The organism is Sediminicoccus sp. BL-A-41-H5 (genome assembly GCF_050632405.1).
Lineage (GTDB): Bacteria > Pseudomonadota > Alphaproteobacteria > Acetobacterales > Acetobacteraceae > Roseococcus.
In genome coordinates, this window is sequence record NZ_CP192601.1 from 3,299,851 (window position 1) to 3,324,143 (window position 24,293).

General features: G+C 71.5%; 25 protein-coding genes and 1 pseudogene. 18 read left to right on the top strand and 8 right to left on the bottom strand.

What is annotated here, in order from left to right; translation table 11 throughout:
• The first annotated feature begins 113 nt into the window (after nt 1–113).
• From ACQ860_RS16155 to ACQ860_RS16215, 13 genes are all read left to right on the top strand, one after another.
• Nucleotides 114–308, top strand: a complete 195-nt coding sequence (locus ACQ860_RS16155; RefSeq protein ID WP_431304361.1) for a DUF4089 domain-containing protein — start codon at nt 114–116, stop codon at nt 306–308.
• A complete protein-coding gene (locus ACQ860_RS16160; protein WP_431304362.1) occupies nt 305–1,696 on the top strand; it encodes an AtzE family amidohydrolase in 1,392 nt (463 codons plus the stop codon). The genes ACQ860_RS16155 and ACQ860_RS16160 overlap by 4 nt, the downstream gene beginning before the upstream one ends.
• A 2-nt stretch (nt 1,697–1,698) precedes the next feature.
• Entirely contained in the window at nt 1,699–2,088 is a 390-nt protein-coding gene (gene hpxZ / locus ACQ860_RS16165; RefSeq protein ID WP_431304363.1) for an oxalurate catabolism protein HpxZ, read from the top strand.
• A 90-nt stretch (nt 2,089–2,178) separates the two neighbouring features.
• Complete coding sequence (locus tag ACQ860_RS16170; RefSeq protein ID WP_431304364.1) at nt 2,179–2,754, top strand: glycine zipper family protein; 576 nt, start codon at nt 2,179–2,181, stop codon at nt 2,752–2,754.
• A gap of 16 nt (nt 2,755–2,770) precedes the next feature.
• Entirely contained in the window at nt 2,771–3,925 is a 1,155-nt protein-coding gene (hemW, locus tag ACQ860_RS16175; RefSeq protein WP_431304365.1) for a radical SAM family heme chaperone HemW, read from the top strand.
• A gap of 141 nt (nt 3,926–4,066) precedes the next feature.
• Complete coding sequence (locus ACQ860_RS16180; protein WP_431304366.1) at nt 4,067–4,327, top strand: hypothetical protein; 261 nt, start codon at nt 4,067–4,069, stop codon at nt 4,325–4,327.
• A gap of 76 nt (nt 4,328–4,403) precedes the next feature.
• Complete coding sequence (locus ACQ860_RS16185) at nt 4,404–5,357, top strand: Bug family tripartite tricarboxylate transporter substrate binding protein (protein ID WP_431304367.1); 954 nt, start codon at nt 4,404–4,406, stop codon at nt 5,355–5,357.
• A 19-nt stretch (nt 5,358–5,376) separates the two neighbouring features.
• Nucleotides 5,377–5,901, top strand: a complete 525-nt coding sequence (locus tag ACQ860_RS16190; protein WP_431304368.1) for a GlcG/HbpS family heme-binding protein — start codon at nt 5,377–5,379, stop codon at nt 5,899–5,901.
• A gap of 55 nt (nt 5,902–5,956) precedes the next feature.
• Nucleotides 5,957–6,115, top strand: coding sequence for a hypothetical protein (locus tag ACQ860_RS16195; RefSeq protein WP_431304369.1), 159 nt, complete (start codon nt 5,957–5,959; stop codon nt 6,113–6,115).
• Nucleotides 6,115–7,683, top strand: coding sequence for a Na+/H+ antiporter (locus ACQ860_RS16200; RefSeq protein ID WP_431304370.1), 1,569 nt, complete (start codon nt 6,115–6,117; stop codon nt 7,681–7,683). The genes ACQ860_RS16195 and ACQ860_RS16200 overlap by 1 nt, the downstream gene beginning before the upstream one ends.
• Nucleotides 7,680–11,954, top strand: a complete 4,275-nt coding sequence (locus tag ACQ860_RS16205; protein WP_431304371.1) for a DUF4011 domain-containing protein — start codon at nt 7,680–7,682, stop codon at nt 11,952–11,954. The genes ACQ860_RS16200 and ACQ860_RS16205 overlap by 4 nt, the downstream gene beginning before the upstream one ends.
• 121 nt (nt 11,955–12,075) lie before the next feature.
• On the top strand, nt 12,076–12,651 hold the full coding sequence (locus tag ACQ860_RS16210) for a peroxiredoxin (protein WP_431304372.1): 576 nt from the start codon (nt 12,076–12,078) through the stop codon (nt 12,649–12,651).
• A 144-nt stretch (nt 12,652–12,795) separates the two neighbouring features.
• Nucleotides 12,796–13,323: a carboxymuconolactone decarboxylase family protein gene (locus ACQ860_RS16215; protein WP_431304373.1), complete on the top strand. Its 528-nt coding sequence runs from the start codon at nt 12,796–12,798 to the stop codon at nt 13,321–13,323.
• A gap of 19 nt (nt 13,324–13,342) precedes the next feature.
• Here the strand turns inward: ACQ860_RS16215 and ACQ860_RS16220 are convergent, their stop codons facing one another.
• The 4 genes from ACQ860_RS16220 to tsaD all read right to left on the bottom strand — a co-directional run bounded on the left by ACQ860_RS16220 (nt 13,343) and on the right by tsaD (nt 17,336).
• Nucleotides 13,343–14,347 (bottom strand): aldo/keto reductase, encoded by a 1,005-nt coding sequence (locus tag ACQ860_RS16220; protein WP_431304374.1) that lies wholly within the window; start codon nt 14,345–14,347, stop codon nt 13,343–13,345.
• 11 nt (nt 14,348–14,358) lie between these two features.
• On the bottom strand, nt 14,359–15,009 hold the full coding sequence (locus ACQ860_RS16225) for a trimeric intracellular cation channel family protein (RefSeq protein WP_431304375.1): 651 nt from the start codon (nt 15,007–15,009) through the stop codon (nt 14,359–14,361).
• Nucleotides 15,009–16,226, bottom strand: a complete 1,218-nt coding sequence (locus ACQ860_RS16230) for an MFS transporter (protein ID WP_431304376.1) — start codon at nt 16,224–16,226, stop codon at nt 15,009–15,011. The genes ACQ860_RS16225 and ACQ860_RS16230 overlap by 1 nt, the downstream gene beginning before the upstream one ends.
• Before the next feature lie 63 nt (nt 16,227–16,289).
• The gene (gene tsaD, locus ACQ860_RS16235; protein WP_431304377.1) at nt 16,290–17,336 is read right to left on the bottom strand and encodes a tRNA (adenosine(37)-N6)-threonylcarbamoyltransferase complex transferase subunit TsaD; all 1,047 of its coding nucleotides are present in this window, start codon (nt 17,334–17,336) and stop codon (nt 16,290–16,292) included.
• A 25-nt stretch (nt 17,337–17,361) separates the two neighbouring features.
• Here tsaD and hemC point away from each other — a divergent pair, with 25 nt between their 5' ends.
• Genes hemC through ACQ860_RS16255 form a run of 4 tightly spaced genes read left to right on the top strand, consistent with a single transcriptional unit; the run spans nt 17,362 to nt 21,440 of the window.
• Nucleotides 17,362–18,369, top strand: coding sequence for a hydroxymethylbilane synthase (gene hemC / locus ACQ860_RS16240; protein WP_431304378.1), 1,008 nt, complete (start codon nt 17,362–17,364; stop codon nt 18,367–18,369).
• Between the two features lies 1 nt (nt 18,370).
• Nucleotides 18,371–19,060, top strand: a complete 690-nt coding sequence (locus ACQ860_RS16245; RefSeq protein ID WP_431304379.1) for a uroporphyrinogen-III synthase — start codon at nt 18,371–18,373, stop codon at nt 19,058–19,060.
• Nucleotides 19,057–20,190: a hypothetical protein gene (locus tag ACQ860_RS16250; RefSeq protein WP_431304380.1), complete on the top strand. Its 1,134-nt coding sequence runs from the start codon at nt 19,057–19,059 to the stop codon at nt 20,188–20,190. Before ACQ860_RS16245 ends, ACQ860_RS16250 begins: the two co-directional genes overlap by 4 nt.
• Entirely contained in the window at nt 20,190–21,440 is a 1,251-nt protein-coding gene (locus ACQ860_RS16255) for a heme biosynthesis HemY N-terminal domain-containing protein (RefSeq protein WP_431304381.1), read from the top strand. Before ACQ860_RS16250 ends, ACQ860_RS16255 begins: the two co-directional genes overlap by 1 nt.
• Before the next feature lie 36 nt (nt 21,441–21,476).
• Here the strand turns inward: ACQ860_RS16255 and ACQ860_RS16260 are convergent, their stop codons facing one another.
• The 4 genes and pseudogenes from ACQ860_RS16260 to ACQ860_RS16275 form a co-directional block, all read right to left on the bottom strand.
• Nucleotides 21,477–22,259: a DUF4239 domain-containing protein gene (locus ACQ860_RS16260; protein WP_431304382.1), complete on the bottom strand. Its 783-nt coding sequence runs from the start codon at nt 22,257–22,259 to the stop codon at nt 21,477–21,479.
• Between the two features lie 314 nt (nt 22,260–22,573).
• A complete protein-coding gene (locus ACQ860_RS16265; protein WP_431303342.1) occupies nt 22,574–23,176 on the bottom strand; it encodes an IS5 family transposase in 603 nt (200 codons plus the stop codon).
• Nucleotides 23,155–23,325: pseudogene (locus tag ACQ860_RS16270) on the bottom strand (transposase); the annotation flags it as partial. The gene ACQ860_RS16265 and the pseudogene ACQ860_RS16270, both read right to left, overlap by 22 nt.
• Before the next feature lie 75 nt (nt 23,326–23,400).
• On the bottom strand, nt 23,401–23,673 hold the full coding sequence (locus tag ACQ860_RS16275) for an usg protein (protein WP_431304383.1): 273 nt from the start codon (nt 23,671–23,673) through the stop codon (nt 23,401–23,403).
• Nucleotides 23,674–23,964: 291 nt separating this feature from the next.
• Between ACQ860_RS16275 and groES the strand changes: the two genes are divergently transcribed.
• Complete coding sequence (groES, locus tag ACQ860_RS16280; RefSeq protein ID WP_318649063.1) at nt 23,965–24,255, top strand: co-chaperone GroES; 291 nt, start codon at nt 23,965–23,967, stop codon at nt 24,253–24,255.
• Nucleotides 24,256–24,293: the final 38 nt, after the last annotated feature.

Consider the following 24,293-nt stretch of genomic DNA (forward strand, 5'->3'; position numbering starts at 1 on the left):
CAGGATTGCACGGGGCGCGCGCAGGCCGGGTGATCCGGCCGAAATGAACCGCCCGCAACCCACTGGCGCGGCGCGCCGGGCTGCGCCAGTTGTCCTTGCGGAGGGACCACCCCATGCCCGAATTCGATCCTGAAGCCTATGCGAAACAGGCGGCGGCCGCGATCGGCCTCACGCTGAACCCGGCCCATCTGCCGGGCATCACCATGAACCTGGCGCTGGCCAAGCGCATGGCGGGGCTGATCGAGCAGATGAAGATCACGCCGGCCGATGAGGCCGCGCCGGTCTACGTGCCACGGAAGACGCCATGAGCAGCGCCGTCTCCCTCGCGGCCGAGATCCGCGCCGGGCGCCGCCGCGCCGCCGATGTGGTGGAGGAGCGTCTGGCGGACATCGCCGCCCGCGATCCCCGCTTCAACGCCTTCACCGAGGTGACGGCCGCCTGCGCCCGGGCCGAGGCGGCGGCGGTGGATGCCAAGGTGGCGGCGGGGCAGGACCCTGGCCCCATGGCCGGCGTGCCGGTGGCGGTGAAGAACCTCTTCGACCTCCAAGGCCTCACCACCCTGGCCGGCGCCAAGATCGAGCGCGACAGCCCGCCCGCCGCGTGCGATGCCTTCCTGGTGCGGCGGATGCAGGCAGCGGGGGCGGTGATGCTCGGCGCGCTCAACATGGATGAATACGCCTATGGCTTCACCACCGAGAACGCGCATTTCGGCCCCTGCCACAACCCGCATGACCTGACGCGCATCGCCGGCGGCTCCTCCGGCGGCAGCGCGGCCGCGGTGGCGGGCGGGCTGGTGCCGATCACCCTCGGCAGCGACACCAATGGCTCGATCCGCGTGCCCGCCTCGCTCTGCGGCATCTGGGGGTTGAAGCCGACCTATGGGCGGCTTTCGCGCACGGGTGGCTTCCTGTTCGCGGCGAGCTTCGACCATCTGGGCCCCTTCGCGCGCGAACTGGCGGACCTGGCGCTCGCCTACAACACCCTCCAGGGCGAGGACCCGGAGGACCCCGCGCAGCATTGGGTGGGTGCCGCGCCGGTGGATCTCAGCCCCGAAACCGGCGGGCTGCGCATCGCGGTGGCCGATGACCACTTCGCGCGCGGCGGCCATGCCGAAGGCTTCGCGGCGGTGCAGGCCGTGGCCCGCGCGTTGGGCGCGACGCGGCGCGTGACCATCCCCGATGCCGCGCTGGGCCGGGCCGCCGCCTTCCTCATCACCATGGCGGAGGGCGCGAACCTGCATCTGCCCAACCTCCGCACCCGGCCCGAGGATTTCGACTTCGCGACGCGCGACCGCTTCCTGGCCGGCGCCTTGCTGCCGGCGCATTGGCTGCAGCAGGCGCAGCGCGTGCGCGCCGCCTATCGCGCCAAGGCGCTCGCCGTCTTCGACGAGGTGGATGTGATCATCGCCCCAGCCACCCCCTATGTGGCGCCGAAGATCGGGCAGGAGATGATCGAGGTGGAGGGCGCCATGATCCCGGTGCGGCCCAATCTCGGCGTCTTCACCCAGCCCATCTCCTGCATCGGCCTGCCGGTGATCGCGGCCCCGATCGCCGATCCGGTGGCGCTCGGCACGCCGGGTGGCATGCCCATCGGCGTGCAGCTCATCGCCGCCCCCTGGGCCGAGGCGAAGCTCTTCCGTGTGGCCGCCATGCTGGAGAAGATGGGCGTCTGCAAAGCCCCTGACGTGAAGGCCTGACCATGTACGAGATCAACATCCCCGACGTGCATGCCGAGGTCTCGGCCGCCTTCTACCGCTACGAGAAGGCGCTGGTGACGAACGACGTCGCGGTGCTGGACGAGCTGTTCTACAACAATGAGCACACGCTGCGCTTCGGCGTGACGGAGAACCTGTTCTCCTATGCCGAGATCGCGGCCTTCCGCGCCGCGCGCCCCAGCCAGGGCCTGGCGCGGGAGCTGATCCGCACCGTCATTACCACCTACGGGCGCGACTTCGGCGTGGCGAATACCAGCTTCCGCCGCGACGGGAGCGACCGCATCGGCCGGCAGAGCCACACCTGGCTGCGGACCGATGAGGGGTGGCGGATCGTGGCCGCGCATGTCTCGCTGCTGCCGCCCGGGGTCGAGTGAAGGGCGTTGAATAGGCGTTACAATTCGGGCCCTCCAAGCCCGCCCTGAAAGCGCCATATCTCCGGCCCAAGCAACGGCCGGAGGTTGGCCATGACACGCATCTGGATCCTGGGTTTGGCCGCGATCGGCCTCGGCGCCTGCACCGTCGGGCCGCCGACGGGGCCGAGCGTCGTCGCCATGCCCCCCAAGGGCAAGGATTTCGCGCAGTTCCAGCGTGAGGACGCCTTCTGCCAGCAGAATGCCTTCAACAGCCTGGGCGTGGCGCCCGAGCAGGCGGCGGCGCAATCGGCCCTCGGCTCGGCCGCCATCGGCACCGCGGTGGGCGCCGTGGCGGGTGGCCTGATCGGCGCGGCCACCGGCAATGCCGGGGCGGGGGCGGCGATCGGCGCGGGCGCTGGGCTCGTAACCGGCAGCGCGGTGGGCGCGGGTGCGGCGCAGAACACCAACCTCAGCATGCAGGGGCGCTACGACGTCATCTATTCGCAATGCATGGCCAGCTACGGCAATGACGTGCAGCCCCTGCAGGTGAATGTGCCCGTGCCGGTCTATGCGCCGCCCGTCTATGCGGCGCCCTACCCCTTCTATGTCGGGCCGCGCGTGGGCTTCGGCTGGGGCTATGGCTGGGGCCGGCCCTGGTATGGCGGGGGCTATTATCGGCGCTGGTGATGGGCTGAAAGGCGGCATGACCGAGCCGCTCGCCCTCTACATCCACTGGCCCTTCTGCGCGTCGAAGTGCCCCTATTGCGACTTCAACTCGCATGTCCGGGAGGGCGGCGTGGATCATGCGCGCTTCCGCGCCGCGCTGCGCCGCGAGCTGGCGCATGAGGCCAAGCGCGTCGGCCGGCGGCCGCTGGCCAGCATCTTCTTCGGCGGCGGCACCCCGAGCCTGATGGAGCCCGAGACCGTCGCCGCCCTCATCGCCGATGCGCGGGCGCATTTCGACATGGAGCCCGATGCCGAGATCACGCTGGAGGCCAACCCGACCAGTGTCGAGATCGGCAAGCTGCGCGAATTCGCCGCCGCCGGCGTGAACCGCGCCTCGCTCGGCGTGCAGTCGCTCGATGTGGAGGCGCTGCGCTTCCTGGGCCGGCGGCATGATGTGGGCGAGGCGATCGCGGCGCTGGAAGCCGCCCGCGCCATCTTCCCGCGCCTTTCCTTCGACCTGATCTATGCCCGGCCGGGCCAGGCCGAGGCGAGCTGGCGGGCCGAGTTGCGCCAGGCGCTGGCGCTGGCGGCGGATCATCTCAGCCTCTACCAGCTCACCATCGAGCCCGGCACGCGCTTCGCCACCCAATATGCCCGCGGCGATTTCGCCCTGCCGGATGAGGATGACGCGGCCCGCATGTACGAGGCGACGGCGGAGGAGGCGCGACGCTTCGGCCTGACCCCGTATGAGGTCAGCAACTACGCGAAGCCGGGGGCCGAGAGCCGGCACAACCTCGCTTATTGGCGCTATGGTGATTACCTCGGCATCGGGCCGGGCGCGCATCAGCGGCTGCTGCGCGAAGGCGTCATGTGGGCGACGCGCCGGCATCGCGGCCCGGAGGAATGGGCCCTGCGCGTGGAGCAATCCGGCCATGCGGCGGTGGAGGAGGAGGCGCTCTCCGAGCGCGACCGCGGGCGGGAGGCGCTGCTCATGGGCCTGCGCCTCGCGGAAGGCGTGGACCCCGCGCGGATCGAGGCGCGCAGCGGCCTGCGCTTCGTGGACACGGTGGACCCGGCCATGCTCTCCGCCTGCCTGGAGGAGGGGTATCTCGAATGGCGTGGGGGGCGGCTGGTGGCCACATCCGAGGGTCGCGTGCGCCTCGATGCCCTGCTTCCGGCCTTGCTTCGCTGAGCGCGCCTGTGCATGGTGACGGCATGTTCCTGATGGCGTCCTTTCCGCGAATTACGCGCCCGGCCGGCTGATCCGCGCCGCGATCCCGTGGCGCGTCGCCGCGCCGGGTCTTCGCGCCACCCCATTCCAGGAACGACTCCCATGACCGCTGATGTGCTTTTCACCGTGGACGCCTTCGCCGAACCCGGCCTGCTGCCCCGCCTGCTGCAACCCTTCGCCAAGCGCGACCTGACGCCCGACCACATGCTGGCCCGGCGCGAGGGCGAGATGCTGCGCGTGGAACTCGGCCTGCACGCCATGCCGGCGGAGATGGTGCATCTCGTCGCCGGCAATCTCGGCCAGGTGGTGGGTGTGATGCGCGTGACCGAGACGCGGCGCGAGGCGCTGCGCGCCGCCGCGTGACTGGACGCTCGCGCGCCGCGCTGGTGTAGTCCCGGGCCAGAGCGCGGGAATCGCGCCACCTCCGGGAGTGTCCATCATGCCCTTGTCGCGCCGCGTTCTTTTCGGCACCGCGCTCGCCCCCGCACTGGCCTCGGCCCAGGAATATCCCGCCCGGCCGCCGCGCCTCTTGCTGGGTTTCCCGCCGGGGAGTGCCGCCGATGTCGCGGCGCGGGTCATCGCGCCGCCACTGGGCACCGCGCTCGGCCAGGCCATCGTGGTGGAGAACCGGCCGGGGGCGGGCAGCAACATCGCGACCGAGCAGGCGGTGCGCGCGGCGCCTGATGGCTACACGCTGTTTCTGGGCTCCGTCGCCAACACGATCAATGCGAGCCTGCAGCGCGACCTGCCCTTCGATTTCGCGCGGGACCTGGCGCCCATCGCACCCCTGGTGAGCGTGCCGAACCTGCTGGTGGTTCACCCCTCCGTGCCGGCGCAGAACGTGGCGGAGCTGATCGCCCTCGCCCGCGCCGGGCAGCTCTTCTTCGGCTCCTCGGGCATCGGCACGGCGCCGCATCTCTCGGGCGAGCTCTTCAACCTGATGACCGGCGTGCGGATGACGCATGTGCCCTATCCCGGCAGCGGCCAGGCGGTGACGGACCTGCTGGCCGGCCGCGTCGGCGTGATGTTCTCGCCCGCCTCCACCGTGATCCAGCATGTGCGCGCGGGTCGGCTGCGCGGCCTCGCCTCCACCGGCGCCACGCGCACGGCGGCCGCCCCCGAATTGCCGACGATGATCGAGGCCGGGCTGGCCGGCTTCGTCAGCGCGGTGTGGTTCGGGCTGATGGCGCCCGGTGCCACGCCCGCGCCCATCATCGCGCGCCTCGCCGAGGCGGTGCGGGTGGCGATGAACACCGGCGAGACGCGCGCGCAACTGACGGCGCAGGGCTTCGACGTGCTCGAGGGCGGGCCGGCCCAACTCGCGCGGCTCATCGCCGAGGAGACGACGAAATGGGCGCGGGTGGTGGAAGCCTCCGGTGCGCGGAACAACTGAGACCAGGAAAGACAGAGACATGGCCAAGCTGAAGCTCGCCGAATGCCGGCGCTTCATCCGTGCGGTGATGGAGAAGGCGGAGGAGATGCAGGTGCCCGTCTCCGTCGCGATCGTCGGCCCCGAGGGGCACCTGATCGCGATGGAGCGGATGGACGAGGCCGGCTGGATCACGCCCGAAACGGCCTCCGCCAAGGCCTTCACCATGGCGGCCTTCCGCTCGATGAGCCCGCGCTTCCAGGATGGCCTGGTCACGCAGCAATGGCTGCGGGAGCGCAACCCGCAGCTCGCGGTCAACGCCGCGGTCTTCACCGGCGGCAAGATCTTCATCTCGGGCGGGGCCGCGCCGGTCTTCAAGGGCAATGAGATGGTGGGCGCCTACGGCATCAGCGGCGGCACCTCGGACCAGGACGAGGTGATGGGGAATTACGCGCGGGAAAAGCTCGGCTGGCGCCACACGCCGGCGAAGGACGACACGCCCCAGGCGGTGAAGGACCACATCAATTCCATCTACGAGAAGGTGGGCCTGGGCAAGCGCAAGCTCTGACGCCGCCATGGCATCCGCCCCGATGCCGTGGCATCCTGTGGGCGGAGGTGCCCTGATGGCGTGGCTGCTGCGGATTGCGATGATGGCGGGTGGCGTGGTCGCCGCCTGGTTCGTGGCGCCGGATGCGCCCAACTACACCGTGGTGCAGGGGATGATGACGGTCGCGATCATCGCCGTCTGCGTCGTCGCAGCCGCCCTCATCAAGCGGCGCTGATGCATCTCGTCGAGGCGGTCCTCGTCCTGATGGGCGCCTGCGTGGTGCTGGCCGTGCTGGCGCGCTTCGCGGGGCTGCCCTACGCCATCGTGCTGATCCTGGCGGGCTCGGTCATGGCCTTCATCCCCGGCCTGCCCGACATCACCCTCGCCCCCGAGCTGGCGCTGGCCTTCTTCCTGCCGCCCCTGCTCCAGGGCAGCGCCTTCCGCACCGACTGGAACGCCTTTCGCCGCAACCTCCGGCCCATCCTGCTGCTGGCGGTCGGCTGCGTCTTCTTCACGGCGTTCTTCATCGGCTGGGTGGCGCGGCTGCTGGTGCCGGACATGCCCTGGGCGGCCGCCATCGCGCTCGGCGCCATCCTCGCGCCGCCTGATGCGGTGGCGGCGGCGGCCGTGTTGCAACGCCTCAACCTGCCACGCCGCATCGTGACGGTGCTGGAGGGCGAGAGCCTGGTGAACGACGCCTCGGCGCTGGTGATCTACCGCTTCGCCATCGCGGCCATGGCGGCCGGGACCTTTGTGCCGCATGAGGCGGTGGGCAGCTTCTTCCTGCTGGGCCTGGGCGGCATCGCCATGGGGTGGGCGGTGGGCTGGGCCACGCTCTGGGCCATCGGGCGGCTGCACGACACGCTGCTGGAAACGGCGCTCTCCTTCCTCGCCTGCTACGCGGCCTATCTGGCGGCGGAGGCGCTGCATCTCTCGGGCGTGATGGCGGTGGTGACGACGGGCATCCTGCTCGGCCGGGCACAGCACCGGGTGTTTTCCGCCCGCACGCGCATCGAGGCGCGGGCGGTATGGGAATTCGTGGAGTTCGTGCTGACCTCGATCATCTTCATCGTGATCGGGCTGCAGCTGAACGACATCCTGGGCCGGCTGGGCGACCGCGGCGTGCTGGAACTGATGGGCCTGGCACTCGCCGTCTCGCTGGCGCTCATCGTCTCGCGCTTTCTCTGGGTGTTTCCGGCCGCCGCCCTGCCGCGTCTGATTCCGGGCCTGCGGCGGCGGGATCCGATGCCGCTGGTGTCCACGCTCATCATCATGTCCTGGGCGGGAATGCGAGGCGTGGTCTCGCTGGCGGCGGCCATCGCCCTGCCGCTGGATTTCCCCGAGCGGGACCTGATCGTCTTCCTCGCCTTCTGCGCCATCCTCGCCACGCTGGTGGTGCAGGGCACGACCCTCGAATGGCTGATCAAGCGGCTGGGCCTGGTGCAGCCGCCGCATCCCCACGGCATCAATCCGGAGGAGGCGCACGCGCGGCATGTGGCGGCCGAGGCCATGCTGGGCGCCATCCGCAAGCGCGCGGCGGATGTGCTCTACGGCCCCATCGCGAGCGACCTGCTGGCCGAGCACCAGGATCGCGCGGCGCATCTGAAGCGCGTGGTGAAGGGCGGCGGCCCGGCGGCCGCTGAGCGCGCCGCGCGACGTGCCGTGCGGCTAGAGGCGATCGAGGCCGCGCGCGCTGAGATCCTGGCCTTGCAGCGGGCGGACAAGCTGAGCGAGGAGCTGCTGACCCGGCTCAGCCAGGAGCTGGATTTCGAGGAGAACCGCCTGAGGACCGCGCTGGGATGAGCATCGCGCAGCAGCTGGAGGAAGCGCGCCGCGCGCTGATCGACCTCTCCACCCGTAACCGCCTGCTGAGCCTGCCGGCGCAGGGGCGCTCGCGCGGTGTGATCCGCATCGCCGACGAGGATGCGGGCTTCGTCGTGGGGCAACTGGCGGCCGGCAAAGGCTTCGGTTTCGAGGCGGCGGTGGCGGGTGCGACGCGCAAGCGCGCGGAGGGGGTCGCGACCGCCAGCAGCACGGCGACGCGCGATGAGTGGCAGCGCGACACGATGCTCCGCGTGGCGATGCCCGCCGAGGAGCTGACGCGCCGCCTGCGCGACGTGATGGCCGACGCGCGCAGCGCGCGCGAGGAAAGCGGCGTGCCAAGCCTGTTCCTCGCCGTCGGCGCGCTGGTCTGGCGCGACCCGGGCACGCCGGGCACCGAGCGCATGGCGCCGCTCGCGCTGATCCCGGCGACGCTGGAGCGCGCGGGCGTCAGCAACCGATTTTCCCTGCGCGCGAACCCCGAGGATGTGGTCGAGAATCTTTCGCTGCGGGAGAAGCTAGCCGCCGATTTCCGCATCACCCTGCCCGAGTTCGCGGGGGAGGCACCCACCGATTGGGCGGCGCGCATGCAGGCGGCGACGGCCGGGCGCGAAGGCTGGCGTGTCGAGGCGGATGCGCTGGCGCTGGGCATCTTCGCCTTCGCGAAATTCCTGATGTGGCGAGACCTCGATCCCGTCGCGCATCCGGGATTGCTGACGCATGCGCCGCTGCTGCGGCTGCTGGATGGCGCGCAGGCGGTGGCCGAGCCTGCGCCCTTCGCCGACGACGCGGATGTGGATGCGGCCATCCCGGTCGAGAAGCTCGATCATGTGGTGGAGGTGGATGGCAGCCAGGCGCTGGCGGCGGAAGCCGTGCGGCGCGGCCATTCCCTGGTGATCCAGGGACCGCCCGGGACGGGCAAGAGCCAGACCATCGTGAACATCCTGGCCCAGGCGGTGATGGATGGGCGCAGCGTGATCTTCGTGGCGGAGAAGGCCGCGGCGCTGGAGGTGGTGAAGCGGCGGCTGGAGCAGTTCGGCCTGGGGGCCGCCGTGCTGGAGCTGCACAGCGAGAAGCAATCGAAGCGCGTCGTGCTGGATGATCTGCGCGCCACACTCGCCCTGCCGCCGCCAGTGCCGCCGCAGCGCGAGGCGGCGGTGCAGCGGCTGGGCGAACTGCGCGGGCGGCTCAATCGCCATGCGGCGGCGATGCGCGCGGTGGTGGGCGAGACGGGTGTGACCGTTCAGGAGGTGGCGGGGCGGTTGGCCGCGCTGCGCGCCTCGGGCGCCACGCCGCCGCCCTTCCGGCTGGACCCCACGGGCTGGGATGCGCCGCGGTTGCGGGCGCTGCGCGAGGCGGCGCGGAGCCTGGCCGCCAGCGTGGCGGGCGCGAGGAGCCCGTGGCGCGGCGTGACCGCACCGCTCGATGCCATCGCGGCGCAGCGGCTGCTGGCGGAGCTGCCGCGCGCCATCCGCGCGTTCGCGGCCGCGTCCGGCGGGTTGGCGGAGGCCGAGGCGGCGCTGGCGGCCGAACGCCTGCGCGCGGAGGCGCCGATGCGGCCGGAGGAAGTTCCGGCGGCCGAGGCGCGGTTGGCCGACCTGCGCCTGCTGGCCACGCCCGATCCGCGCTTCCTGCCGGGTGCGCTCGATGTCCCGGGGCTGGCGGCGGCGCGGGATGTGCTGGCCAAGCCCGCTGGCATGCTGGGCTTCCTCGATGGCGGCCGGCGCGCGGCCAAGGCCACGCTCGCTGCCGCGCTGCGTGACCCGGAGGATATGGCGGCCCTGGAGGCGCTGCTGGCGACGCAGGCGGCGCGCGTGCGGGTTGGCGAGGGGCCGGATGCGGCGACGCTGGAGGCGCGGCTGGGCTGGATGGCACGGAACGCCGCCGCCTTCGCCACGCCGCCCGCGACCGAGGCGCAGCGCGCGGCGCTGACGGCCTGGGGCGCGATCCGTGAGGCCACGGGCCTGGCGGCCGCCGAGAGCTTCGTCGCCACCGCCGAGCGCCTCGCCGCCATGGCGGCCGAGCCGGAGGCGCTCTCGCCCTGGCAGGCCTGGGCGCGGGCGGAGGCCATGGAGCCGAGCCTGGCGCCGCTGGCCGGGGCGCTGGCCTCGGGCGCGCTGCCGCCCGATGCGGCGGACGGCGCGCTGGACTTCGCCATCCTGGAAGCCCTGCTGCGTGTGGCCATGCGCGAGCATCCCGCACTCGCGGCCTTCGATGGCGCGGAGGCCGATCGCTGGGTGATGGACTTCCGCGCGGCCGATGCAGCGCGCGTGCGCCTGGCGCGCGCCGAGGCCGCCGCCATCCATGCGGCGCGCGTCGAGGCGCTGCGGCATGGAGAGGAGGCCGCAAGCCTCGCCTTCCTGCGCGGCGAGTTCGAGCGCAAGCGCGGGCATGCGGCGCTGCGGACGCTGCTCTCGCGCGCCGCGCCGCTGATCCGCAAGGCCAAGCCCATCCTCATGCTCAGCCCGCTGAGCGTGGCGCAATTCCTCGCCAATCCGCACCACGTGACGCAGCCCGGCTTTCCGGTCTTCGACCTGCTGGTGATGGACGAGGCGAGCCAGATCGAGCCGGTGGATGCACTGGGCGCCATCGCGCGCGCGCGCCAGGTGGTGGTGGTGGGCGACGACAGGCAGATGCCACCCACGCGCTTCTTCCAGCGCATGACCGAAGACGCGGATGACGCGGCGGAAGAGGAGGATGCGGCGCTGGCGGCCCGAGATGTGGAGAGTATCCTCGGCCTCGCCAATGCGCGCGGCATCCCGAACGCCATGCTGCGCTGGCACTATCGCAGCCGGCACGAGAGCCTGATCGCCACCAGCAATGCGGAGTTCTACGGCAACCGCCTGCTGGTGCTGCCCTCGCCGCGGCCGCGCAGCCCGAGCCTGGGGCTTTCCCTGGTGCGCGTGGACGGGCGCTTCACGGGCAGCGCCAATGCGATGGAGGCGCGCGCGGTGGCCGAGGCCGTGCTGCGCCACGCGCGGGAGACGCCCGGCGACACACTGGGTGTGGCCGCCTTCTCCGTCACGCAGCGCGACGCCATCGCGGACGCCGTGGAGGCGCTCCGGCGCGAAAGCCCGGAGACGGAAGCCTTCTTCACCGCGCATCCGGCCGAGCCCTTCTTCGTGAAGAACCTGGAGAACGTGCAGGGCGACGAGCGCGACAGCATCATGATCAGCGTGGGCTATGGGCGTGGGCCAGACGGCAAGCTCGCCATGCGCTTCGGCCCGCTCTCCAACGAGGGCGGCGAGCGGCGGCTGAACGTGCTGATCACGCGGGCCAAGAAGCGCTGCATCGTCTTCTCCGGCATCGGCGCGGAGGAGGTGGATCTGGAGCGCGCCAAGGGGCGGGGCGTGGCGGCGCTCAAGACCTTCCTCGACTTCGCGGCGGGCGGGGCCAGCCTGCGCGTGGCCGCGCGCGAGGGTTCGGCCATCGCGGGGCTGATCGGCGGGCTCATCGCGCAGTCGGGGCGGGAGGCGGTGCCGCGCGTGGGGCTCTCGGGATTGTTCCTGGATGTGGCGGCGCGGGGGGCGCAGGGCTTCGATCTCGGCGTGGAGGTGGATGGCGCGGATTGGTCCGGCCTGCGCTGCGCGCGGGACCGCGACCGCGGCCGGCAGATGGCGCTGGAGGGCATGGGCTGGTCCCTGGCGCGGAGCTGGTCGCTCGACTGGCTCAACCAACCCGAGGCAGCGGCGGCGAAGCTGCGGCCAGCCCTGGGGCTCGCCGCGCCCGTCGCGGCCGCGCCCTTGGTCGTGGCGCGGTTGGCGCCGGCCTATGTGGAAGCGACGCTCGACAAGCCCCCCACCAACCGCACCGAGCTGGCCGGTCTGATCGCTGCGATCGTGGCCATGGAGGCACCCGTGCATGGCGATGCCATCCAGGAACGCCTGCGGCTGCTGCTGGGGCCGGCCGCGCCCGATGCCAAGGGGTTCACGGGCGCGCTGAACGAGGCGCGGTTGCTGCAGGGCCTGACGGAAGCGTCAGGCTTCTGGTTCCCGGAGGAGCGCGGCGCCGTGGTGGCGCGGGACCGATCCGCCGCTGCCGCCCATCTGCGCCGCCCCGCGATGATCCATGCGGAGGAGGTCCTGGCCGGCGCGCGCCAGGTGCTGGAGCTGGACCCGCAGGCGAATGAGGAGGAGATCGCCCATGGCCTCGTGCGCCTTTTCGGCCTGGAGGCCTCCGCCGCCCCGGCGCTCGCGGCGCGTGTCGCGATGTTGGTCGGTTCCGGGCAGCTCCTGCCCAAGCCAGGGGCATGATCGGCCCACTCGATTGAAAATTTAAAAACTATTCATTGGAAAAGAGATGCTGCGATGCAATATCTCGGGGCGAAGCCGGAACGACCGGCGCGTATCCCACAGCCTCGCAGGAGAAACCCCCATGCTGACCGTCGGCGACAAGTTCCCCAGCTTCGACCTCACCGCCGTACAGGGCGGCCCCGAGGGCCTGAAGGGGCCCGGCAAGTCCTTCATCCAGGTCACCGACCAGAGCGACGCCGGCAAGTGGAAGGTCGTCTTCTTCTGGCCGAAGGACTTCACCTTCATCTGTCCGACCGAGATCGCGGCCTTCGGCAAGCTGCAGTCCGAGTTCGCGGACCGCGACGCGGTGATCTACGGCGTCTCCACTGACAGCGAGTTCGTGCACCTGAACTGGCGCGTCCACAATGCCGACATCAAGGACCTGCCCTTCCCGATGCTGGCCGATGTGAAGCGCGAGCTGAGCACGGCGCTGGGCGTTCTCGACAAGGCCGCCGGCGTGCCGCTGCGCGTGACCTTCATCGTGGACCCCGAGGGCACGATCATGCACGTCTCGGTGAACGGCCTGAATGTCGGCCGCAACCCTCAGGAGACGCTGCGCATCCTCGACGCGCTGCAGACGGACGAGCTCTGCCCCTGCAACTGGACGAAGGGCGAAGAAGCCCTGAAGCCGGAAGAGCTCTTCGCCAAGGCCGCCTAACTCTGTCGCTTGCGGCGGTAGCCGCCACACCAACCCTACCGCCGCAAGCAAAAGGGGGCATGCAGCCCCCCTTGGACCCCCCGGCCGCTTTGCGGCGGGGGCGTTCCTTCCCCACAACCTGATTTTTCTCTCGGAGCCCGCGCCATGTCGCTGGAAGCCCTGCGCAATGCCCTCCCCGAATATGCCAAGGACCAGAAGCTGAACCTTGGTTCGCTCGCGGCCGAGCCCTCACTCACCGTGCAGCAGCGCGCCGGTACCTTCATCGTCTCCGCGCTGGCCAGCCGCAACGCGACGGTCACGCGCGCCATCCTCGCCGAATTCGGCCCGCAACTGAGCGCGGAAGCGCTGGCGGCGGCGAAGGGCGCGGCCTCGGTCATGGGCATGAACAACATCTATTACCGCTTCACCCACCTGGTGGGCGGCGACTATCCCTCGATGCCGGCCAAGCTCCGCATGAACATCATGGCGCGCCCGGGCGTGGAGAAGGCGGATTTCGAGCTCTGGTCGCTCGCGGTCTCGGCCATCAATGGCTGCGGCATGTGCATGGAAAGCCATGAGAAGGTGGTGAAGCATGCCGGCCTCACCAGCGAGCAGGTGCAGGCCGCGGTGCGCATCGCCTCCGTGGTGCATGCGGCGGCGGTGACGATCGAAGCGGAAGAAGCCGCCGCCTGATCGGGCGCGGGCCGGGCGTTCAGGCGCCCGGCCGCCCCTCGATCCGATAGGCCGGGTCATTATAGCCCGGCGTCGCCGCATGGCCCGGCGTGACAAGGCCGCTGATCACCGCCTCATCCTCATCGGTGTAGGCACAACCCAGCGCCGCGATGTAGTCCGCGAGCTGCGCCTCGGTGCGCGGCCCGACGATGGCGCCCGTGATGAGCGGGTTGCGCAGCACCCATTGGATGGCGAGATGCGCGGAGGCCACGCCGCGCGCCGCCGCGTGCTGGGCCAGCTTCTGCGCCATGGCGATGGAGGCCGGGTGCCATTCCGCCTCCATCATGCGCTTGTCGCCGCGGCCCGCGCGGCTTTCCGCCGCGGGCGGCGCGCTCGGGTCGTATTTCGCCGTCAGCACCCCGCGCGCGAGCGGGCTGTAGGGGAAGACGCCCATGCCGTAATGCGCGGAGACGGGCAGCACCTCCACTTCGGCCATGCGGTTTAGCGCGTGATAGAGGGGCTGGTTCACGATGGGCCGATCCACGCCGAGGCTGTCACAGGCCTCGCACAGCGCCGCGATGCGCCAGGCGCGGAAATTCGAGAGGCCGAAGGCGCGGATCTTGCCGGCGCGGATCAGATCGCCGAGTGCGGTCACCGTGACGTCCAGCGGCGTGTCGTGGTCTTCGCGGTGCAGGTAGAGGATGTCTATGTGGTCGGTGCCGAGGCGCTTCAGGCTGCCTTCCACGGCGCGGATCATCCAGGCGCGGGAGAGGCCCTTCTCGTTCTGCCCCGGCCCCATCGGATTGCCGAGCTTGGTGGCGAGCACCCAATCGTCGCGCGTGCCGGCCAGCGCCTGGCCCACCACCTCCTCCGAGGCGCCGCGCGAATAGACATCGGCCGTGTCGAGGAAGTTGAAGCCGGCGTCCTTGGCGGTCGCGATCATGCGGGCGCTGGTGGCGGCGTCGGTCGGGCCGCCGAACATCATCGTCCCGAGGCACAGGCGGCTGACGCGCAGGCCGCTGCGGCCAAGCACACGATATTCCATGGCGATTCCCCTCAGTTCTCGGGGTTAGGATAATCCCGGCCCGGACGGGCGCGATACCCCGGCAGGCTCCAGCCATAGCGCAGCGCCGCGGCGCGGATCAGGAAGCAGGTCAGCACGCCGGCCAGGAAGGCGGGCTCCCGCCAGATGCCCTCGAGCCGCAGCAGGATGAAGACGGTGGCCCCCGCGGCGGCGGCGGTCACGTAGATTTCCTTGCGGAGGATGAGCGGGATCTCGTTGCAGATCACGTCGCGCGCGATCCCGCCGAAGGTGGCGGTGATGACGCCGAGGATGACCGCCGCCCAGGCATGCGCGCCGGCGAGGAGCGCGATCTCGGCGCCCAGCACGGCATAGATGGACAGCCCCACCGCATCCGCCCAGAGCAGCGCGCGGAAGCGGTTCTGCACGAGATGCGCCGCGAAGAAGACGATGATGGCGGCCGCCACCGCCACGGCGACGAGCTCGGGCGCCTTCAGCCAGGCGACGGGCGTGCGGCCCAGCAGCAGGTCCCGCAGGGTGCCGCCGCCGAAGCCGGTGACGACGGCGATGAGGATGAAGCCCACCGCATCCATCTGCTTGCGCGAGGCGACCAGCGCGCCGGAGATGGCGAAGACCGCGATGGCCGCGTGGTCGATCCAGTAGAGCCAGGCGTCGAAGCCGAACACTATTCGGCCGGCTGCACGCGCGGGGCCGCCACGGGCGCCATGGCCCGCGCGCTGCCGGCGCAGAGCAGCGAGAGGACGAGCAGGCTCGCCACCACCGGCAGGACCAGCCAGGTCAGGCCGAAATCGATGAGCAGGCCCATGGGCACGGGCATGAGCGCGGAACCCAGCGGCAGGCCGGCGCTGACGAAGCCGAAGACCTTGCCGATCTCACCGGGCGGGCAGGCCTCCTTCAGCATCACGTCGCGCGGCGTGCGCGAGGAGCCGAGGCAGAGGCCGGCCACGAGCGCGACGGGCGCCAGCAACCATTCGGCGATGGGCAGGAAGCCAAGCGAGAGGATCAGGCCGGCCGCGCAGAGCGTCAGCACGGTGACGAAGCCCAGCAGGTTCCCGCCTTTCTTGTCGGCCCACCAGCCGCCGACCAGCGTGCCGCCTGTGGCGCCGGCCATGTAGCCGGTCAGCGCCAGGGAGGCGACGGCGATGGGCGTGCCCCAGAGCTTGCCGAGCACGGTGATGAGGAAGGCCGTCATGCCCGAACCCGCCATGGCGGAGAGCAGGAAGAAGGCGAAGAAGGCGAGGATCGGCTTGCTGGTCAGCAGCCGGACGCCGCCTTCCTTCTTCGCGCCACGTGCCTTCGGCTGGTCGCTCAGGATGCGTGACTGCCAGAGGATGAGGCCGACGACGGGTACGCCCAGCAGCCCCACCAGCATCAGCGCGCCGCGCCAATCCATCACCAGCAGCAGCAGCGCGATGGTGGGCGGGGCGAGCGCGAAGCCGAGATTGCCGGTGAAGGTGTGCAGCGCGAAGGCGCGGCCCACGAATTCCTTGCGGATGGAGCCGGCGAGGATGGCGTAGTCGGCGGGATGGATCACCGAATTGCCGATGCCCGAGAGAACGGCCAGCACCAGGATCAGCCGGAAGTCATGGACGAAGGCCATGGCGCTGATGGAGAGCGCCATGAGCAGCGTGCCGCCGACCAGGAAGCGCCGCGCGCCATACTTGTCCACCAGGAAGCCCACGGGCGTCTGCAGCAGCGCGGTCGTGCCGCTCATCAGCGCGAGCGAGGCGCCGAGCATGGCGAAGGAGACGTCGAACTCCGCGCGCCAGAGCAGGAAGATCGGCGGCAGGCAGAGCATGTAGAAATGGCTGAGGAAGTGGCCCGTGCCGATCAGGGCGCAGATCTGATAGTCGCGGCGGGCGGAGAGGGTGGCTTCGCTCATCGCCGGAAACTGAGCGCGGCCGGGGGCTGCGTCAATGCGGGAGGGCGCGGGCTTAACGGCATTTCATCCCGAAGCAGCGGGGGCCGGCGGTGCAAGCTCGCCCAAGGGCCAGCGCGGGCGGGGGGCGAGGCCCATGGGGTCGCGCTGACCGGCGCGCAGCCGCTCCAGCCCGGCCCAGGCGACCATGACGGCATTGTCGCCGCAGAGGCGCAGCGGTGGGGCCAGAAGCGGCAGCGGCGTGGCCTCGGCCAGCGCTGCGCGCACCGCCTGGTTGGCGGCGACGCCGCCCGCCACCACCAGCGCCGTCGCCTCCGGCAGCATCGCCGCCGCATTGCGGGCGCGGTCCGCCAGCACGGCGGCGACGGCGGCCTGGAAGCTCGCCGCGATGTCCTCGCGGCGAAAGCCCTTGCCGGCCGCCTGGGCGACCGCGGTCTTGAGGCCGGAGAAGGAGAAGTCGCAGCCCGGCCGGCGGAGCAGGGGGCGGGGCAGGGGCACGGCGCTGGCATCGCCTTGGGCCGCCAGCCGCTCCAGATGCGCGCCGCCGGGCCAGGGCATGCCGAGCAGCTTGGCCGCCTTGTCGAAGGCCTCGCCCACCGCGTCGTCCAGCGTGGTGCCGAGGCGGCGGTAGCGGCCCAGCCCCTCGACCGCCACGCATTGGCAATGCCCGCCGGAGACGAGGATCAGCAGGTAGGGATAGGCGGGCGGCGTGGGGAACAGGCCGGGCATGCGCGCCGTCAGCGCATGCGCCTCCAGGTGGTTCACGCCGAGGAAGGGGATGCCCGCGCCCATCGCCAGGCCCTTGCCCAGGCTGGCGCCGACGATGAGGCCGCCGATCAGGCCCGGCCCGCTGGTGGCCGCCACGGCGCCCAGGTCTTGCGGGGCGAGGCCCGCCTTTTCCAGCACGCCGCGCACCATGCCTTCCAGGCGCTGGAGATGCGCGCGGGCGGCGATCTCGGGCACCACGCCGCCGAAGCGCGCATGCTCGGCCGATTGGGTGAAGACCGCCTCGGCGAGGATTTGTCCGGTCCCATCCAGGACGGCCGCGGCGGTCTCGTCGCAGCTGCTCTCGATTCCGAGGACCGGCAATGCATCGGGGCGGGTTTCGTTCATCACTCCCGCCCTATATGACGCGCCGATGTTCTCCGCCACGTCCGCCCCGGCCCCGGCGCACCAGCCGGCCAAGCATTCCCGCATGCGCGCGCTCCCGCTGCGCGTGGGCACCCGCGCCTCGCCGCTCGCGCTGTGGCAGACGCGCCACTTCCTGGAGATCATCACGGGCTTCTGCCCGGTGCTGCGCGGCGTGAACGCCTTCGAGGAGCACGCGATCGCCACCACGGGCGACCTGGTGCAGAATCGCCGTCTGGCCGAGATCGGCGGCAAGGGGCTCTTCGCCAAGGAAATCCATGAGGCGCTGCTGGACCGCCGCGTGGATTTCGCGGTGCATTCCCTGAAGGACCTGGAGACCGAGATGCCGCCCGGCATCGTCCTCGCCTGCACGCTCCGGCGCGAGGATGCGCGGGATGCGTTGGTGCTGGGCCCGGGCTGCGGCGCGCCGGACCCGTCGGATCCCTATGCCTGCCTGCCGGAGGGCGCCGTCATCGGCTCCTCCTCGCTCAGGCGGCAGTCGCAGCTTCTGGCGGCGCGGCCGGACCTCAAGGTCGTGACGCTGCGCGGCAATGTGCAGACGCGGCTGGATCGCGTCGCGCGCGGCGAGGTGACGGCGACGCTGTTGGCGCTGGCCGGCCTGCGCCGGCTGGGGCTGGAGGATCGCGCGGCGGTGGTCTTGCCGCCCGAGGTGATGGTCCCGGCCGCGGGCCAGGGCATCGTCGGGATCACGACGCGCGCGGATGACGTGGAACTGCACGAGCTGCTCTCCGGCATCGAGGATCGCGAGGCGGCGGCCGTCTCCAAGGCGGAGCGCGCGCTGCTGGCCGCACTCGACGGCTCCTGCCGGACGCCGATCGGCGGGCATGCGCGGCTGCTGACGGACGGCACGCTGCAGCTCACCGGCCTGGTGGCGCGGGAGGATGGCAGCTTCCTGCTGAAGCGCGAGGTGCGCGGCGCGGCGGAGGATGCGGCGCGCATCGGCGCCGCGCTGGGCGAGGAATTGCGGGCGGACAGCCCGGCCGACATCTTCGGCTGACGTGAAGGGCGGGGTTCTCGTCACCCGGCCCGAACCGGGCGCGGCCGAGACCGCCGCCCGGCTGACCGTCCTGGGTTTCACGCCGATCCTGGCGCCGGCGCTCCTCCTGACGCCGCGCCCTCTCGCGCCGCCCGCACGCGCCCAGGCCCTGCTGCTGACCAGCCGCGCGGGGGCGCGGGCGCTCACGCCCTGGGCCATCCCGGTGCTGGCCGTGGGCACGGCGACGGCCGATGCGGCACGTGCTTCGGGATTCAGCGATGTGCGCGCGGCTGGCGGCGATGCCGCGGCGCTGGCGGAGCTTTGCGCGGAAACGCTGCGCCCCGCGGATGGCCCGCTGCTTCTGGCGGTGGGTGAGAGCTATTCGCTCGACCTCACGGCGCTGCTCCGGGCGCGCGGCTTCCGCGTGATCCGCCGCGTCGTCTATGCGGCGCGCGAGGCAACCGCCCTGCCGGAGGCGGCGCGCGAGGCCATCGCGGCGGGCCGGGTGTCGCATGCGATGTTCTTCTCGCCCCGCAGTGCGGCGTGTAGCGTGGCGCTGCTCAGCGGCGCGGGGCTTGCCCCGGCGCTCAAGGGCATCGAGGCGCTGGCGATCAGCCCGCGCGTGGCGGCGGCGCTGGAGCGGGTGTCCTGGCGGGCCCTTCGCGTGGCGGCGTGGCCGGACCAGGACCACCTCTTGGAGTTGCTCCCATGACCCGCAAGCTCGATCCCGCCTGGGTGGCGCTGCTGGGCGCGGGGCTGCTGCTGGTGCTGGCGATCCTGTGGCTGCTGAGCGGGCGGACGCCGCCGGCGCGGACGGATGAGCGCGTGGCGGGGCTGGAGGCGCGGATCGTGCAACTCGCGGCACGCCCGGCGGTGGAGCCCGCGGCGCTGGAGGCGGCGCTGACGCGCCTGGCCACGGCCGAGGCGACCATCCGGCTGCTGAGCGACCGCCCGGCTGGCGACCCGGTGGCGCTCGCCGCCCTCGAGCGGCAGGTCGCCGCCAACCGCGCGGCGGGCGAGGCCGGCTTGCAGGAGCGCATCGCGGCGCTGGAGACGGCAGTGACGCGGCGCATCGCCGAGGCGATGGCGGCGGTCGAGGCGGCTGGCACCGCGCGGCTGGACCAGCGCGTGACGGCGCTGGAGGCCGGGATCACCGCGCGGCGCGAGGCGGCGGAACAGGCGCTCGGCGCGCGCGTGGCGCAGCTCGATCAGGCGCGGCTGGCGGGCGAGGCGAGCCTCGGCCAGCGCGTGACCAATCTGGAAACCGGTCTGTTGCAACGCCTCGCCGCGCTGGAGGCCTTGCTGGCGCAGCGCGTCGCGGCGATCGAGGCCCTGGCGGCGCAGCGCCTTGCCCCGGTCGAACAGGCCTTGCAGCGGCTTTCCGCCGCCGAGGCCCGGACGGAGCGGCTGGCGGCGATCGATGCGCTGCGCGTGCTGCTGGATGCCGGGCAACCGCTGGCGCCCGCTTTGGCGCGGCTGGGCCAGCCCGCGCCACCGGCTCTCGCCCGCTTCGCCACGGCCGCGCCGCCGACGGAGCCCGCCTTGCGCCTCGCCTTCGAGGATGCGCTGCGGCAGGCGCGCGCCGCCGCGCAGGAGGGCACGCTGCCCCGGCTGAACAGCCTGCTCACCATCCGCCGCGGCGAGGAGGTGGTCTGGGGCGATGCGACCGAGGCCAATGTGGAACGCGCTCGCCGCGCCCTGGAGGCGGGCGATGTCGAGGGCGCGCTCGGCCACCTCTCCCGCCTGCCGGAGCCGCTGCGCCAGGGGATGCGCGCCTGGCTGGAGGAGGCGCAAGCGCTGGCCCAGGCGCGCTTCGCGCTGCGCGCCCTGGCCGGCGGCTGATGCGGCTGGTCCTCAAGCTGCTGGTGGTGCTGCTGGCGGGCTTCGCCGGCGTGATGGGGCTGATGGAACTCGGCGGCAGCGTCGAGATCCGCCATGGCGACCTCTGGATCGGGCTGCCGCTGGCGGCCGCCATCCTGCTGCTGGCGCTTGGGTTTCTCGTGCTGCACGCGCTGCTGCGGCTCTGGTCCTGGCTGCTGGACTGGCCGGCGCGGCGGCGCCTCCGGCTGGAGCGTGCGCATCGGGTTGAGGGGGAATTGGCGCTGACCCGCGCGCTGGTGGCGCTGGCCGCCGGGCGGGCCGAGGCGGCACGGATCGAGGTGACGCGCGCCCGGCGCCTGATGGGCGACAGCCCGCAATTGCTGCTGCTCGCCGCCGAGGCCGCCCGGGCCGAGGGCGACGAAGCGGCGGCGACGGAAGCCTTCCAGGCCCTGTCGGCGCAGCCTGAGGCGCGGTTCCTCGGCCTGCGAGGCCTGCTGCGCCAGGCCGAGGCGCGGGGCGACTGGGATGCGGCACGCGAGATCGCGGCCGAGGCGCAGCGGGCCGAGCCCGAGGCGGACTGGCTGCGCGAGGAACGCTCCGAGGTGGCGCGGCGGCGGCAGGATTGGAGCGAGGCGCTGGCGCTCTCGGGCGCGGACGCGCCGCGCGCGGCTCTCAGCCTCGCCGCCGCCTTGCAGGAGAAGGACCCGGTGCGCGCGGGCGAGCTGGAGCGCCAGGCCTTCCTGGCCCAGCCCGGCTTCGCGCCCGGCGTCATCGCGCATGCGGCGCGGCTGCTGGATACGGGGCATCCGCGCCGGGCGCGGGGCGTGTTGCAACGGGGCTGGGATGCGGCGCCGCATCCCGGCATCGCGGAATTGCTGCTGGGCCTGGACACCGACCGCATCCGCCGGGTGCGGATGGTGGAAGAGCTGACGCGCAACACGCCCACCCATCCGGAGAGCCGGCTGCTGCGCGCGCGCATCGCCTTCGAGGCGGGGCTGACCGGGCGTGCCCGGCATGAGCTGACCCTCTGGCGCGAGACGGGCCAGGCGGACCAGCGCTGCTACGCGCTGCTGGGCGAGGTGGAGCGGGCCGAGCACGGCCCGGATGCAGCGCGGGAGCGCGAGGCCGGCTGGCTGCGCGAGGCGGCGGCGGCACCGATGGCGCCCGTCTGGCGCTGCGGGCATTGCGGGGCCGAGCATTCCGAATGGAAGCCGCTTTGCGGGGCCTGCGGCACGGCCGGGGCGATCACCTGGAGCGGTACGGGAAGGTAGTTGTTGGCGCCCGAGGTCGGGGGACCCGGCCCCTTCTCAACTCCGCCCTGCCCGGAAGACGGCCGCGGCATGCTCCAGCGGCTGGGTGCCGATGCTGGCCGGGCCGGCGAAGGGCTGGTCGAGCAGCACCGCCACGAAGAGCAGGGAGGTGACGGTGAAGGCGACCATCGCCGTCATCACCGCCTGGCCGATGCGATTCTCGGAGCCCAGGAAGAAGGAAAAGGTCACCATGATCACGGAGCCTGCGAGCAGCGAGAACCAGAGGATCCGGGGCACGCTGCCGGCCATGGCGCCGAGCCGCGCGCGGCGCGCCTGGCTGATCTCGGCCAGGAGGTCGATGGATTTCGAGATGACGGTCTGGGTGCGGTGGCTGTTATCGGCGATGGCGAGGTAACGGCGCGTCACCTCGGTCAGGGCGGTGCCCACTTCTGGCGGGGCCTCGCGCCGCGCCATGGCCGGCCATTCCTGCTGAATCGTGAGGTCCAGATAGGCGAGGATCGCCTCCCGCACGCTGCCGGCCGCCTCTGCCGGGAGGCCGACGCTCAGCCGGTTCAGGGTGGTCCAGGCCGTCGCTTCGGTGGTGACATGGCCTTCGGCCTCGTGGAAGCGCTCCCAGACGGCGACGACGACGAAGCCGATCAGCACGGCGTAGATGGCGCTCACGGCCTGGTACTTCATGCCGCCCACCTCGTTGTTCCGACGCAGCCATTCGGGCGGCGCGGTGCGACGGACGAGGCAGGAGGCGGCGAAGACGATCGCGGTGGGCGCCAGGACGACCAGGAGGAAGCCCAGGGTCGGGTTCTGGTTCAGGAAGTTCACGGGCGTCTCCGATGCGGGGCGCAGGCTCGGGCAGGTGGGGCCCGCTTTCAAGCCCACCCCGGCGCCTGAGGGCGGAGAGACCTTCCAAGCCCATCCGGCCGCAAGGCGGCCGGCGCCGCCCGGCTGACCTCCTGGCCCAGAGCGCCCGTGGCGCGGCGAAGCCAAACGGCCGGAGGCCGCGCGCGGCGTTTGAGGGCGATTAGAGCATGATGCGTTGAGGCGGAATCGCCGAAACGCTGAAACGCTGAAACATTCTCTCAGCAAAACCTAGAGCGAGCGAAGTGAACGCAGCACGCTCTAGGCTCGAGACTCATTCAGCACCAGCAGATGATTGCGGCTGCGATGGCGACGGCCGAGGCGCAGTTGTTGGCGAGCTTGTCGTATCTGGTGTGGATGCGGCGCCAGTCCTTCAGCCGGCTAAAGGTTCGCTCGATGGCGTTTCGCGCTCGGTAGGCAGTCTTGTCGAAGGGATGGAACCGCCTGCGGGTGGGGTTGTTCGGGATGACCGGCAGGGTGCCCCGCTCGGCGAGAAACGCACGCAGGCCGTTGCTGTCATAGGCCGCGTCGGCCAGGAGCTTGGCTGACGGGGGCAGGCGGGCGAGTAGGTCGTGAGCGGGGCGCATGTCGCCCATCTGGCCGGGCGTCACGACGAAGGTGAGAACGCGGCCCGTGCCATCGGTTACGAGGTGGATCTTGGTCCCGCGACCGCCGCGGGAGCGGCCAATGGCCTGGAACTCGGCCCCCCTTTTCCGCCCGCCGCCGCGCGCTGTGCCTTGGCTGTCGTGCTGTCGATCAACTGCAGACCACCTGGCGTCGCCTGTACCAGCGCGGTCAACATCTGCGTCCAGATGCCGCGCTGCGACCAGCGGTGATAGCGATTGTAGATCGTGGTGGGCGGGCCATAGATCCGAGGGCAATCCTGCCAGCGGCCGCCATGCTTGAGCATGTGCACGATCCCGCTGAGCACACGCCGGTCGTCCACCCGACGTGCCCCGGGCTGGTTCTGCGGCAGGAGCGGCGCGATCGCTTCCCACTGCCGATCCGTCAGCCAAAACCCATGCGCCATCCGCGTCGCCCCCCTGAACGAAGGCAGCGAATCACATCGCAACGTGTCGAAGCCAGACCTGATTGGGTTTGGAGCCTAATGCAATAAAAACACCCCATTCGCGTATTTCAGGTCCGCCGAGCGGATCAGCGCGGCACTCGCCACACGGACGGAGTGCAAGGGCCCCTCGATCTCGCGCTTCCAGTAGTCGAGGAAGCGGGTCAGTTCCGGAAAGCTCGGGGCGAGGTCGTGCTTCTGCCAGATGAAGGTCTGAAGAACGCCCGGGTGGTCGGGCATATGGTAGAGGATTTCCGCCGTGGTCAGGCGCCAGTCCTTTTGGCGGACCATGGGGGAGAGAACATCCAGCATCAGGCAGCCTCCGTCAGGGTCGTCTCCAACCCGCGGGACCGGCTGATCCTCCGGCCGGCCCGTGCTTCGGGCTGGTCACGTCATGAGGCTGACATGATCGGAAGCGGCTTTTCCAGAAAAATCTTTCGTCGAATCAGGCGATTAGCACTCGCACTCAGAGAGTGCTGCCATCCGCCTTGACTCTGGCCGAGGCCAAGCCTAACTCCCTGGCACTCCTCGCCAGTGAGTGCCAACAGGCGCCGCGCGCGGGGAGGTTCCCATAGCCTGACCCATCAGGAGGAAAGAACCGACATGAAGTTCCGCCCCTTGCACGACCGCGTTCTCGTTCGCCGTATCACGGCCGAGGAAAAGACCGCGGGCGGCATCATCATCCCCGACACCGCCAAGGAGAAGCCGCAGGAAGGCGAAGTCCTGGCCGTCGGCGCCGGCACCGTGAATGAAGAGGGCAAGGTCCGCCCGCTCGACGTGAAGGCGGGCGACCGCATCCTGTTCGGCAAGTGGTCCGGCACCGAGGTGAAGGTCAACGGCGAAGAGCTGCTGATCATGAAGGAATCCGACGTGATGGGCATCGTCGAGGCCTGATCGGCCCGCACGACCATCGCTTTCAACCCCATATGAGG